Annotated in this window: 14 protein-coding genes and 1 pseudogene; 6 read left to right on the forward strand and 9 right to left on the reverse strand. The window is 57.7% G+C overall.

All coding sequences use genetic code 11. The annotated features are described in order from the left end of the window. Positions 1-146: 146 nt before the first annotated feature. Positions 147-437, reverse strand: a complete 291-nt coding sequence (locus tag WOA58_RS16050) for a hypothetical protein (protein ID WP_340605296.1) — start codon at positions 435-437, stop codon at positions 147-149. A 158-nt stretch (positions 438-595) separates the two neighbouring features. On the opposite strand from WOA58_RS16050, the gene WOA58_RS16055 reads away from it, so the two are divergent. Further along, the gene (locus WOA58_RS16055; protein WP_340605297.1) at positions 596-1,933 is read left to right on the forward strand and encodes an MFS transporter; all 1,338 of its coding nucleotides are present in this window, start codon (positions 596-598) and stop codon (positions 1,931-1,933) included. A 57-nt stretch (positions 1,934-1,990) separates the two neighbouring features. Here WOA58_RS16055 and WOA58_RS16060 read toward each other — a convergent pair whose 3' ends face one another. Both WOA58_RS16060 and WOA58_RS16065 read right to left on the reverse strand, forming a co-directional pair. Then, a complete protein-coding gene (locus WOA58_RS16060) occupies positions 1,991-2,413 on the reverse strand; it encodes a universal stress protein (RefSeq protein ID WP_340605298.1) in 423 nt (140 codons plus the stop codon). Between the two features lie 53 nt (positions 2,414-2,466). Continuing rightward, a complete protein-coding gene (locus WOA58_RS16065) occupies positions 2,467-2,886 on the reverse strand; it encodes a universal stress protein (RefSeq protein ID WP_340605299.1) in 420 nt (139 codons plus the stop codon). Between the two features lie 105 nt (positions 2,887-2,991). On the opposite strand from WOA58_RS16065, the gene WOA58_RS16070 reads away from it, so the two are divergent. Next, positions 2,992-3,513 carry an HPP family protein gene (locus WOA58_RS16070; RefSeq protein WP_340605300.1) on the forward strand — a complete coding sequence of 174 codons (522 nt, stop codon included), beginning with the start codon at positions 2,992-2,994 and terminating at the stop codon, positions 3,511-3,513. Positions 3,514-3,736: 223 nt separating this feature from the next. Here the strand turns inward: WOA58_RS16070 and WOA58_RS16075 are convergent, their stop codons facing one another. The 3 genes from WOA58_RS16075 to WOA58_RS16085 all read right to left on the reverse strand — a co-directional run bounded on the left by WOA58_RS16075 (position 3,737) and on the right by WOA58_RS16085 (position 5,636). After that, entirely contained in the window at positions 3,737-4,186 is a 450-nt protein-coding gene (locus WOA58_RS16075) for a type II toxin-antitoxin system VapC family toxin (protein ID WP_340605301.1), read from the reverse strand. Further along, positions 4,183-4,554: a helix-turn-helix domain-containing protein gene (locus WOA58_RS16080; RefSeq protein WP_340605302.1), complete on the reverse strand. Its 372-nt coding sequence runs from the start codon at positions 4,552-4,554 to the stop codon at positions 4,183-4,185. Before WOA58_RS16080 ends, WOA58_RS16075 begins: the two co-directional genes overlap by 4 nt. Positions 4,555-5,420: 866 nt before the next feature. Further along, entirely contained in the window at positions 5,421-5,636 is a 216-nt protein-coding gene (locus tag WOA58_RS16085) for a hypothetical protein (protein WP_340605303.1), read from the reverse strand. Between the two features lie 472 nt (positions 5,637-6,108). On the opposite strand from WOA58_RS16085, the gene WOA58_RS16090 reads away from it, so the two are divergent. Together WOA58_RS16090 and WOA58_RS16095 are read left to right on the forward strand one after the other, a co-directional pair. Continuing rightward, a complete protein-coding gene (locus WOA58_RS16090; RefSeq protein ID WP_390220966.1) occupies positions 6,109-6,441 on the forward strand; it encodes a nicotinate-nucleotide--dimethylbenzimidazole phosphoribosyltransferase family protein in 333 nt (110 codons plus the stop codon). Further along, positions 6,438-6,761 (forward strand): annotated as a pseudogene (locus tag WOA58_RS16095) (nucleotide-binding protein); the annotation flags it as partial. The gene WOA58_RS16090 and the pseudogene WOA58_RS16095, both read left to right, overlap by 4 nt. 307 nt (positions 6,762-7,068) lie before the next feature. Here WOA58_RS16095 and WOA58_RS16100 read toward each other — a convergent pair. Next, positions 7,069-8,358 (reverse strand): MFS transporter, encoded by a 1,290-nt coding sequence (locus WOA58_RS16100; RefSeq protein WP_340605304.1) that lies wholly within the window; start codon positions 8,356-8,358, stop codon positions 7,069-7,071. On the opposite strand from WOA58_RS16100, the gene WOA58_RS16105 reads away from it, so the two are divergent. Beyond that, a complete protein-coding gene (locus tag WOA58_RS16105; RefSeq protein WP_340605372.1) occupies positions 8,357-9,235 on the forward strand; it encodes a cation:proton antiporter domain-containing protein in 879 nt (292 codons plus the stop codon). The genes WOA58_RS16100 and WOA58_RS16105 overlap by 2 nt on opposite strands. A 469-nt stretch (positions 9,236-9,704) precedes the next feature. On the opposite strand, the gene WOA58_RS16110 is transcribed toward WOA58_RS16105, so the two are convergent. Beyond that, positions 9,705-9,968, reverse strand: coding sequence for a hypothetical protein (locus WOA58_RS16110; protein WP_340605305.1), 264 nt, complete (start codon positions 9,966-9,968; stop codon positions 9,705-9,707). A gap of 958 nt (positions 9,969-10,926) precedes the next feature. Here WOA58_RS16110 and corA point away from each other — a divergent pair. Continuing rightward, positions 10,927-11,922: a magnesium/cobalt transporter CorA gene (corA, locus tag WOA58_RS16115; protein ID WP_390220967.1), complete on the forward strand. Its 996-nt coding sequence runs from the start codon at positions 10,927-10,929 to the stop codon at positions 11,920-11,922. 381 nt (positions 11,923-12,303) lie between these two features. Here the strand turns inward: corA and WOA58_RS19095 are convergent, their stop codons facing one another. Continuing rightward, positions 12,304-12,792 (reverse strand): hypothetical protein, encoded by a 489-nt coding sequence (locus WOA58_RS19095; protein ID WP_390220968.1) that lies wholly within the window; start codon positions 12,790-12,792, stop codon positions 12,304-12,306. Between the last annotated feature and the right edge of the window lie 10 nt (positions 12,793-12,802).

A 12,802-nucleotide genomic window follows, 5' to 3' on the forward strand; every position in this document is an offset into this window, starting at 1 on the left:
AATCCCCTCCTGTTCCGGTGGGTTCCACAGATGCGGTTGTTCAGCTGGGAGTTTCTCTCGATAATCCTCTTCTAAAAACGTCGTGACAGTTCGGGATGCTATCTGACGAAGGTGGCTGAAATCGGTATAGCGGGCTCTATTCGCCTTCATCGTAGCGAGAACCAGGTCATTCGTATCGAACCGTGTTGCATCGAGTATCTGTGCGGATATTCATCGTCATCATTGACAGGACGAGAATCTTCGGGCTCAAATCCAAGGTACTTGGCTGTCGGGTAGAGCACCTTTTCATGGAGAACGTAGAGGAGGACAACGGAGCCCATGATAATCCCGATGTTGATCGGACCCGTAAGAAGGCCAAGCACAACGATCAGCGTCGTGGCGCAGGCCGCCGGGTGGTTGGTCTCACCCTTATGCCCGTTCCGGACGGAGAACGGCATGATCCGTCGGAACCGTGGACGTTTCGCCCGCAGCCTCGCTGTTCGTTTTGAATACTTACAGCTTCTAAAGAATCTGGAATTGAACGTATGGAATATTGCAGGGCTTGGAATAATTCAATTCATAACCACTAAGAATCGCGAACGGTAAGGAGTCGTCGATGGGAGACAACGACGACCCGCGAAACGAGTACGGGATCACTGGAAACCCCAGGCGTGGGCTGGCGATGGCGACGCTCTCCTTTTTCGCCGGCCTCACCACGATCGCCTTCTACGGCGTCGCGGGGCCGACGTTCCAGGAGGCGCTCGGCATCTCGGGCGCGCTGTTGGGGCTGTTGCTCTCCTCGCCCCACATCAGCAAGGTGTTCCTCAGGGTGCCGTTCGGCGCCTGGGTCGACGACATCGGTGCCCGAACGCCGATACTCATCCTGCTCGCGATGACGATCGTCGGGGTCGCGGGGTTGGTCGGGACCCTCGTCCTCTTCTATCCCGACGACTTCGGGTCGCATCTCTACGTCCCGCTGCTCGTCTTCGGGATCCTGGCCGGGGCCGGCAGCGCGACGTTCTCGGTCGGGATCGCCCAGACCTCCTACTGGTTTCCGGAGGACAGACAGGGGTTCGCGATGGGCGCGTTCGCCGGCGCGGGCAACATCGGCCCCGGGGTGTTCAACTCCCTCATTCCCGTCCTGATCGGGATCGGGGGGCTGGCGTTCGCGTACGGGAGTTGGCTCGCCTTCATGGTCGTCGTAACCGTTCTCTACTTCGCCTACGGCGCGAACCCTTACTACTTCCAGCTCCTCGATAGGGGGCTGGACGCCGAGAAGGCGAAGGGGGTCGCGGAGGAGATGGGCCAGGAGGTCTTCCCGGCGGGCGGCACGTGGGACTCGCTGCGGGAGTCCTCGCTGAACCACTGGACCTGGGTGCTCGTCTTCCTCTATACCGTCTCCTACGGGGGTGGGTTCACCGCGCTGACGACCTGGTATCCGACCTACTGGAACCTGTTTCACGACATGAGCCTGACGATGGCCGGCCTGTTCGCGGGCGTGTTCGTCGTCTACGGCTCGCTGATCAGGATCCCGGGGGGCAGCCTCAGCGATCGCTTCGGCGGCGAGGACGTCGCCACGGTCAGCTTCGCCGTGATGGTCCTCGGCGCGGGGATCGCCACGTTCGCCACGGGGGTCGTCGCCTCGTTCGTCGGCATGATGGTGCTCGGTACGGGGATGGGGGTCGCGAACGCGGCAGTCTTCGAACTCGTCCCGAAGTACGTCCCGGACGCCGTCGGCGGAGCCTCGGGCTGGATCGGGGGGATCGGCGGCGCGGGGACGCTCCTCGTGTTACCCCTCCTGGGCGTGTTCGTCGACGTCTTCGGCGAGATAGGCTACGCGCGCGGGTTCTCCGTCATCGCCGGGCTGAGCGCAGTCTGCGTCGCGACCTCGGTCGCGCTGAAGTTCGTCGGCCCGGACGAGTCGGCGGCTGCCGACGAGTCAGCGATGCACTGAGGCCGACCCGCGACGGGGCTGTTTCCGATCCGTTCCGGATCGACGAAAAGAGACGGATTAGCGGGCGATCGTCACCGTCAGCGGCGAGTTCCGGACGACCGTTTCTGCGACGCTCCCGACGACGATCCGCGAAAGCCCCGAGCGGCCGTGGCTCCCCATGATGATGTGGTCGATGTCGTTTTCGTTCGCGTATTCGACGATGGCCTCGCCCGGCTCGCCGACCTCGAGGGCAGTTTGGAGGGTCGCACCGTGGTCGGTGGCGTGGTCCTCGGCCCGTTCGAGCAGCTCCTCGGCCTCCTCGCGCTGGGCGTCGGTCAGGCTCTCGGCCGCGCTGTCTTGAACGCCACCGTAGGCCAGCTCCGCCGAGTCGAGGACGTTGAGGGCCGTGATCTCGGCGTTAGGGTTCTCCTCGAGTGCTCGTTCGAGTGCCGTCTCCGATGCGTCCGATCCGTCGAACGGCACGAGGATCCGTTGGTCCATGTCCCAACCCTGTCGCTCGAACGTCAAGAGTCTGGGGGCGGCAGCGGGGCGATCTATCGGACGATCGTCACGGGCACCGGTGAGTTGTGAACGACGACCTCCGCGATATGGCCGACGAACACGCGGGACATCTTCGATCGGTCGTGACTACCCATAATGATATGGTCGATGTCGTTGTTCGCCGCGTACTCGACGATCACGTCGCCGGCATCGCCTTCCTCGACGACGGTCTCGACCGTCCGATCATGTTCTTCGGCGTGTCGCTCCGCCTCGGCGATCATTCGCTGGGAGACCTGTTCGCGCGCCTGCTGGACGCTTCCGGTGAGACCGCCCTCGATCGCGTACGTCGACTGCCTAGAATCGATGACGTGGATCACTGTGACCGCGGCGTCCGGATGCTCATCGAAGGCACGTTCGAGAGCGAGCCGTCCCAGCTCCGAGTTGTCGAAGGGGACGAGGATTCGTTGATCCATACGCAGGCATTGTGTTTCGAGGTCACAATAGGCTTGGGTCGCTCGATGAGCGACCATCGGGCCGGTATTGGACAGGGTTTTACCGGCGGTTGATTGAGCACAGGTATGGTACGACGGCGGGTTGGAACGAGTCTGTACGCAGGATTTCTGTTCACCGTGCTGGGGCTCGTCGCCTGGGCAAGCGGCCAGCCGTTCGTCTTCCCGAGTCTCGGACCCTCGGCGTTCATCCTCGCATTCGATCGACGAGGCGAACGCACGCGGACCTACCGCATTGTTGGAAGCCACCTCATCGGTGGCGTAGTTGGACTGGCCAGTTATAGCATCCTCGCCGCCGGCATATCGATCACGACGACGACCGGTGCGTTTTCACCGGATGGTCTTCGACTCGCCGCAAGCGGCATCCTCTCAATCGTTGTGACGAGCTGGGCAATGATTGCGACCGACACGAACCACGCGCCGGCGTGCGCGACGACACTAATCGTTTCGCTAGGACTGCTCTCGACGCCATTGCAAGTTGCGATCATTGTCGTAAGCGTTGTTGTGCTTATCGAGGTTCACTCCGTCGTACTGTATGTATTCGAGCAATTGGTTGGCGACACCCACCCGGTATTCCGAAATAAATCATAAAACAATGATTTGCCTTAGAGTGAGTGAATACATGGTCGTATTAATCCGTAAACGAACCGGGCTGGGAGTGGTGTATCCTGTTCAGGAAGGAGTGTAATGCCACCAGAGAGTGAGTCACTGGTGAGTAACGCGGTCTCGTTCGCTTCGAGAGCTAATTCCGAAAACTAGTTCTCTAAAAAGATTACAAAAACCACATACACAATTATCGACATCACGGAGTCAGTCACGCCTCGTCGGTATCATCTGGGACGAACGTAAATTCAAGCGTCCGAAAGTCGTCGGGGTCGAACGTGAAGACGTGGCCGATATCGTATTCTCGAGCAAGAGAGCCCCCAAGGTGGTCAAAGAACGCGATCTCTTGATCACTGTACTGAGCGAACTGGTCGTATGCCGCGTCAAACGTCTGTTCGGTGACCGGGAGAATATTGATCGTCTCGGACGACCGTATCTCGTTGATCGTTGAAACGGCCCGTCGGTGGCTCTTACGGTAGAGAATTACGGTTGCGAGTTCGGCAAGAACATACCGACTTGTGAAAATTGGCCCGTACCGTTCGCCAGCTTGAATGGCTTTGAATACGGCTGCTGCCCGGTCGTGGTTGGTGTCATCCTCAACATAGGCCGCGTAGAATCCGCCTGTATCGATCAACAACGGGACTGGCGTCTCCCGATTCATACAGCTCCGGACGTCCCGTCACCATAGAGAACCTCGTCGATCTTTTCAGAGGTGTCGTCCGGCTCTCCCGCTTGGAAGGTATCGCGGTCGAATATGGGGTCGTCTGGATTCACGTCATGGGGCTTGCCGGTCGGTTCATCGTTATCTGAAATCCACCAAACAACGGCACGGCCGCCGACTTTTGACTTTTTAAGTGCACCCTCATCAGCGAGCTGTTGCAGTCGGCGGTATGCTTGCGATCTGTCTACATCAAACTGTTCTGCAACCGACTGTGCTGTTTGAAAGGGCCGCCCAGCCTGTGAGAAGTGGGCAAGGATGTCCTCGTCTGTTGTTCTGGTAGTGTACTCGCCCTGGTCATTTCGGCTCATACTTGCACTACGTAGTGTATCGCTATAAACGTATGCACTTCAAAGTGTACCGATAGGGTTAGCGCAGCACACCACGGAGAGTGTGGAAGAGACAGACTCGCTCTTCGGAGCGACTTGGAATAGAAATGCGGCGTATCGCCCGCTAGAACAGGCGAGCGGGGTTGTCGCGGGCGAGAGAACCCATGGATACCAACAACACGAAAGAAGATATCGACAAGCGAACGATCCGCGGGCCGTCGAGCGCCATCCTTGAGAACGCCCGCGCGGTCGACGTATACCGCCCCGGACCGCTACCGGCACATCCGCCGTCGCGCGGCTCAGAAATCCACGGAGAGGAGCAAGCAGATACGACCCACCCTCGGCACCGTGGTAAACGAGTCGTTTATCCCTATAGTAGAAGCTCGTCTTTCTGCATCGTCAGCGGCGAAACAGCGTTAGGTACGTATGCAAACTGACCGAGTGTTTCACATCAAATCGTCCCCGGCAAACAGGTTGCCGAAAGAGTCACAGATTTGGCCATGGATGAGATAGACTATGCAGGCTACATTCACTTGTCACGATTGTGATTGCTCGTTTACCGTCGGTGTTGATAACGAATGGGACACATACGAGTTCGTCCGGTGTCCCGCCTGCGGGAGCGCCAAAACGACACTTGCTGCAACGGTTGCTGAAGATTGAATCGAGACGAATCAACGGATTGGGAGAAATAGAGACTGTACTACGGTGTATCTCTTAACCAAGCGCCAGAAGGAATTCCCCGATGGCCGACATTTCTGGAATCGATACACTCGTTCTATCTGGGAATGACATGGATACTCCAGGTGGTCCCGTTCACTTTCGGTGTATGACAGGATAGAGGGAGTGAATCATTCCGAAGAGGCTGGGTCGATTTCTGTCGTAGTCTCGAAGAACAGCGTTACCTGCTCGTTCGGGTTGAGGTCATCGATCAGGAGGCCGAATTCATCCTTGCCGGCAAACAAGCGGATGCTGGGTTCGAGGGCTTTTGAGGCCGCCCGCTCACAGACGAGTTCGAGCGATCCTGTTGCATCGGCGTGTAAGGTGAGGTGATCAATCCGTGCCATTGAGACCCATATGCTCGCCGGTTAGATAATCCATTGTTTTGGTATGTCATTGCCACTTTGCTCCCAATACGTATCAGATAGAAAGTGTTCACAGTCAACATATCTCATGATGTATGTTCTCATATGACAAAAGAAGTAACGCTCAGTGATTGTGCATCCGTTTTCGATGAGCTCGCGGCAAGAGATCGTGTTACGCAAGGTTCCATAGTGAAGATTCCCAGTTGAGACAACCAATCTAATCACACCGTAGTGTGATATGCGTCCGAAGCCAGAACCAGCAAAATCGTTTCTACTCTCTCTACTACTACATCAGAAAGAGGATGTTCGGAGTTGTCACTAGGAGAGGAGCGCTTGCCCGGAGTGGATGTCGGAGGCTCGGTTTGTATTTGGTGGAGTCCTCGCTGCTGTGGCCGGAGTAACTGTCGGAGCGACTGACGCTGGGACAACCGTAACGCTTGCTGGCGGAACCCAGATGGCGGCCGCCGCCGCGCTCGTTCGTCATGCAGGCACAGCTGCTCCGCTCTCGCTTGCAACCACCTCTTTTATCGCTGCCGACGAAACCGCGAACAGTCGCGAGCTGGCGGACGACTTCGAGGTAGAACTAACGGTCACCGATCCCGGGTTCGATACTGTAAGTCACCCAGCAATGGATGCCTACGTAGCTGGTGAAGCCAAGGAGGGAGTGGGTATGGGTGGAGCGTTGGCGTTGGCTGACGCTGCCGACATTCCGATGGCAGCTGTCCACGAGAAAATTAGCACTGTCTACGACAGGCTCGTAGATAAGGAGGTTACTGCACCGTCATGAACGGTGTCGTCATCGGAGGAACCCATTCGGGTGTTGGAAAGACCGCGGCCACGCTCGCTATTATTCGGGCTCTCCAAGAACAGAGACATACGGTTCAGCCTGCTAAGGTTGGCCCTGATTTTATCGACCCCAGTCACCACGAGCACGTGGCCGGTCGGCCGTCACGAACTCTTGATCGTTGGCTCCAGGGCGAAGATGGGCTTCGGCGAAATTACTATCGAGGCCATGGTGATATCTGTATGGTGGAAGGAGTAATAGGAGTGTACGATGGCGACGGATCTAGTACCGCCATGGTCACCAAATCACTCGATCTCCCTATGGAGAATTCAATTCGACCAATCCAGCCGTACCGATTGCCTCGCAACGAAGTTATACTGCTACACCATAATATACTGACATGAATAAAGAGGCGGTCAAGCGGATGCGTGAACTCCGCAGAGAGAAGTCCGATCTCTATAAAAAGATGGGGGAGATCGGATCCGGAAGCGATACCGACGAATAGGTCCGCCCACGTTTTTTAGTCAGTTCTCTGTAGAAGTCAACTCGGTGAGTGTTTCGCGTGCACTCTGGTAGTTCAGCGAACCTCTGCCAGATCCATAGCGCGTATTTACCAAATACAGGCCATCCTTACAAATCGATTGTCATGCGATCAGGAGCTGGCATTTCACGAAGATCTGGATTCACGAGTACATAGAGGGCCAGCGAGAATGCTGCGACTCCAAGGGCAGTCATCGCCACTTGTGGGCTGAGCCAACCAGCAACGATACCACCAGCTAGCGACCCGATCGGAACCATAGATGCCGAGGCAGAACCGTGAACGCTACTTACCCGGCCAACCATCTCTGCTGGAGGTGCAGATTGGACGACGGCGGCTACTTGGACAGCAAGAGCTCCAATAGGGATGTACGCCAGTACGAAAAGCAAGGCCGTCAACGGGAGCCAATTAGCGAGGAGGCCACTGCTCCAGAGTATCCCTGCAAGGGTGTACCCAACGACCATGCTCCGTCCCAATCGGCGATCAGCGACGATATTTGTAGCTATCGCTCCAACAAAGCCCCCAGCTGCGATCGATGCCATGAGGATCCCATAAGCCCCGGCTGCACCGATCAGGTTCAGTGCCTCAGGAACGGTAAGAGAATCAGCGTACGGGGGCGTCGCTGCCAGTATCATACCGACGGAAAAGTTGGCGATTACTGCGCCGGCTAATAGCGGCACAAGGAATGTTCCACGAATAACTGCCACTCCTTCACGCATACGTGCGACGTAGGAGTTGGTATCCTCTGATTCTATGCAGTCACCGTCGCCGTCCGTGACAAGGGCGGTAGAATCGTTCGCGACTCGGCTATCGTCGCCAGCCAATGGACGTGTTGAAGCATCCGCTAATTTGTCGGCACCCGTCAACTCGTCCGCCGGTCGTTTGTCGTCTGTCACCGTATTCGTGGGCGGAATCGAGACGGTCGCAAACACGACTGCAGCGATCCCGAACGTGACGGCGTCGAGTGCGAATAATGCGACCGCGCCGAACAAACCGATAAGCACGCCTCCGATTCCGTTTGCTACCATATCGAACCCTTGATAGGCAACCGAGAACGCCGAATTGGCTGCGACCAGCTCCTCGTCGTCAAGAATACGTGGAAGTGCGGTGGTCTGGGCGGGGTACACCAGCTGATTGAGTGCAGAAAGAATTGACATTACAACGAGCACCAGCTCGACGGTGAGAAAGCCGAAGATATGAGCGATCGGGATCAGAGAGACAACGGCGGCTTGAATAAGCTGCGTGCCGACGAGAATTCGCCGAATTGACCACTGATCGACCAGCGGGCCTGCGAGGAACTGAAACGCCTGCGGAACCATTGTCATGAATCCGGCGACTCCCGTGTAGAGGGGGTCGCTGGTCAGGCTGTAGACGAGCCACATCGCGCCAACTGATCCCGTCCTCGCCAGCGAGGTACAGCTCGAAGGGCCCGAGGGGAGTACTGAGGAGGAAGGAAAGGAGGGTGTCGACGGCGGCGAGGACGAGGTCCGCTTCGCGCTCACGTCGGAGGCGGGGCTCAACGACGGCTTCGCGTTTCCCTTTACGAATCTGGCGATCCTGATGGCGCTCGTTGGGGCTGCTCCCGGCAACTGGGTTGGCGAGTGGCTGTTGATCGACGTGCTATTCCGAGTCGGCGTCTCGATTGTCGGTGCGATCGGCCTCGGCTGGCTGCTCGCCAGACTTGTCTTCGCACTGCCGATCGAGGCACCCATGGCGAAATCAATGCTTGGGCTTGAGTCACTGGCGGCCATGTTCATCGTCTATGGTGCCATTGAGTTCGTCGGTGGCTATGGATTCATTGGGGTGTTCATCGCCGCGGTAACGCTCCGGGACTACGAACGTCGCCACGAGTTCTACGAGCCGCTCCACGACATCGCGGAACAAAGCGAACAGCTGCTGATGGCGGCGATTATGATCCTCTTCGGGGGACTAATCGCGAGTGGCCTGTTTGCGCCCCTTACGTGGCAGGCCATCGTCGTCGCCATCGCGATCGTGTTCGTCATCAGGCCGGTCGCCGGACTAGTCGCGCTGCTCGGATTCGAGCGCAAGTGGACCGACCGATTGGCGATCTCCTTCTTCGGTGTTCGAGGGATCGGCACGTTCTACTACCTTGCACATGGACTGAACTCAGCGCCCTTCGATGAGCCGTATCTCATTTGGGCAATCGCCGGCTTAGCCATCCTTGTCTCAGTCGTGGTTCACGGGTTGAGCGCAACCCCGATCGTCGAACATCAATTAGGTAACGAGAGTCCTAGTTAGGACCCTTCACTGTTTTAATATTTGACTGATATGCGAATCATCACTGTGCCAGCTCGACGAAATCCGATTAGTGCTGAGGCCGGAGTAAGACTCCTAGAAGGGCCGCAGATTGGTCAAATCATGAGCTTTGATAGATAATTAGATCTACCAAACAGGTCACTCAACAGGGCCGCGAATCACTCTAAATCGACTATCAGGCGGGTATGCCGTATGCGGAGGACGTTTCAAAAACCCGGGACTTGTGTACCATATCTTATCAAGAAGACCTCAACGTTCCACAAAACAATGTCTGACTGATCACACCGTGGTGTGATATGCTTCCGAAGACAGAACCAGAGAAATCGTTTCTACCCCCTCTACTACTACTAAATCAGGGTAGGGCTGCTCGGAGTTGTCACTAGGAGAGGAGGGCTTGCCCGGGGTGGTTGTTGGAAGCTATGCGCCTTCCTCTTGGCCCGTTGTTAGGACATTACGCTCTCTTTGGGGCTTGCTCGTTCAGCCGATCACAACGGTCGTGATATCGGTCGGCCGCTTCCTCCTCAACCACCACGAGCTTCTTGCCCCGACGTTTCGTCTGGTCAACGTCGTCTTTCCCCAGTTTCTCAAGGAAATCCATAACGCGGGCCACAGTTTGCGTGTGAGGCTTCGTTCCCTCGGCAGCGGTGATGACCTTCGCAATCGTCTGGCTATCGAGCACGAGCCCAGCAGGTGCCTTCTCGGCGTAGTCCTGCACGTCCCGAGCGATGAAGCGCGCTCGCTTCTGGTTCGTTGTGAGCTCGCGATCGGCGACATACTCGGGGAGTGTACAGATCCGTTCTAACGGTGTCTCCGTGGTCGCGGTCTGGGAGCCGCTCTCCTCGGCATTGGTGTTGGTGGTCTCTGTGGGCGTCTCCTAGAGCGTTGTCTCCAGCTCTTCGACCTGGTCTTCGACGTCGGTGATCCGCCCGCGCACGTCGGCGAACTCCAGTGACCTCAGTGTCGGGGAAGTTCTCGAACGCGTAGTCGAGAGCAGTCGCCGCCAACGTGGAGTCGTCGATCGGCACGAGGATCCGGTCGGTCATGTAGATGCTGCACTCGGGACGAAGGTAAAGCTCCTCGTCGAATGCCGCCGGTTCGTAGTGGGTGCGTTCGAGGTGGACCGGTCGCCACTACCACGCCTTGATCGCGGGCTACTACCTCCGGCTGGCGAAGTCAACCCCGAGAGCTGCGGCCCGATCGTCGTCGAGGAGCTGCTGCTGGCCGCGCTCGTCCAGGCGATTTACGACACCATCGTCACGTACGTCGGGGTTGTGGGTCCAACGCTCGTCGTCTTTGTCGTCTGGTACGGCCTCTTCCTGTCTTCTTCTACCGAAGGATCACTTGGTACCGCGACCTGTACGAACGAGCGGTCGAAACACGGACCGCGCACGTCGAGGATTGAACTCGAAAACTCGAGAACGCAATCTCCCGCATCGGACCCGAGCTGGTCGAAGTTCGCGAGTCCTCGAACCGATCCGGATTACCCTGAACCGCTTTACGCCGAGCCGGTATGGATCACGTATGAATCGTCTCTTGGTCGTTGGACTCGTGTGTACGACGGTCGGATTACTCGGATACGCGGTTGGTATCGGCGTCGCATATCCGGGCCGGTCACTTTCGGTATCTCTTTCCATGATCGGCGTGACACTTCTCGCTATCGGGGTGCATGCTAGATGATGGACGCCGTTGTCAGAGGACCCGACGGGGCAGTCCAGACAACGGCCATCGAGAGCGCCGCGGATTTGGCGATGGTCCGTGACTCAGACGGCGTGACTTGGATCGATGCGACCGGAGGCGACGAGAGCGCCCTCGCACTCGTTTCTGAGGCGTTCGACCTCCACGACCTCTCGGCCGACGATGTCCGTGCAGGCGGACGAGCCAAGGTCGAGGAGTTCGACGAATACACGCTGTTACGGGTGAACAGCGTCAAGCGACGGACAGATTCGTGGACGGTAACCGATCCGATCCGCGACGTCTCCGTCGGCCTCTTTGTCGGTTCCGATTGGTTGGTATCGTATTCGATGGAACCCCTCGCGGCTATCGATGACGTCCGCGACGCTCTCGTTCGAGGTCGTGGTCGGATACGTGAACGTGGACCGGACTTCCTCGCGTATCTCGTCGTGACCACGCTCGTCGAGGAGTACTTCCGCGTCCTCGACGATCTCGAGGCTCGACTTGAAGGGATCGAGGACGCGGTGATCGACGGTCCGTCCTCGGTGACGCTCGAAGAGATCAACGACGTTCGTCGTGACCTGCTGGCGTTTCGGCGATTGGTGTGGCCGACCCGCGAGGCGATCGCGACGCTCGCGCTGGGTGACGTGACTAATATTGACGAACTTACACGGCGGTACTACCGCGACGCCTACGAGGAACTCGTCGAGCTAGTTGAACTCACAGAAACGTATCGCGATCTCGCATCCGGCTCCCGCGATATCTACCTGAACACGGTAGCGATGTCAACTAACGAGGTAATGAAGAAGCTGACCGTTGTGGCGACCATCGTCCTCCCATTGACGTTCGTTGCAGGGGTCTACGGCATGAACTTCGAGGGGAGCCCCTACAACATGCCCGAACTGGCGTGGACGTTCGGCTATCCGGCGACGATGCTCGGCATGCTCGCCGTGGCAGTGATCCTGCTCGTGTACTTCCGGCGCGAGGGGTGGCTCTAACGGAACAGGGACGACGCGTTCGATTGACACGGGTGCGGTGCAATCGAAGAGTCGCTCGCCAACTACCGCGAGGACTTTCTCGCACGGGTTCAGTAGGACGAAGGCAGCGGTAATAGTTACGCTGGCTCTAGGAGGACGAGTACGGCGATACCGAGCGGCGTGAGCACCATGGGGGGCGAGTGTGATCAGCGTAGTCTCTAGCCACGCCTGGAACTTCCCGTACTTGATACCCGACACTCTCCAGTCGAGCAGCGTCGTGATGTGAATCTGCACGCCATCGTAGCCCGAGGGGCCAGCAGCAAGCATGTGTAGCAGCTCGTATGTGACGTTTTCTATGACACTCTCGATACGTCTCGACTGAGTCCGCGTCCGTCTCGTCGTCTAGACCGGCCATGTAGGGAGTGAGGGAGTTCCATTCTCCCAGTTAATCGAATCTATTGCCGACGAGAGTTGCTGCAGTCGATCATCGAGGACGGCGAGTGGATGCGCATCGAGAAACGTCGCACCATGCCGATCAACGGGCGTGTCATTATGATTGAGCTGGATGTGGCAGGACCCAAGGTCCGGATGGTCGGCGTCCTGATGAAAGCCGAGCATCAGGCTCCGATCTGGTTCGACCCAGTTGATACGGTAGTACTCGTAGTCGACACCGGCCGGGTACCAGAAGCGAATTTCCAGTCGTGCGTTCTCCACGTCGTAGGGGTTACTCAGGAACGTTGTTGGATCGACATCCGCGATGACGTACCGAGGTCGTTGCCGAGACGGGCGATAATGCACGCCTTCACAACTAGCCTGATCCGTCAATCGGTCGTGAACGTCTCGGAGGAGAGTCCGCTGTGTATATCGGTCGCGACCAGCGAGAAAAATCATCGTGCGAATC

Origin of the sequence: Halalkalicoccus tibetensis, assembly GCF_037996645.1 — an archaeon.
Classification (GTDB): domain Archaea; phylum Halobacteriota; class Halobacteria; order Halobacteriales; family Halalkalicoccaceae; genus Halalkalicoccus; species Halalkalicoccus tibetensis.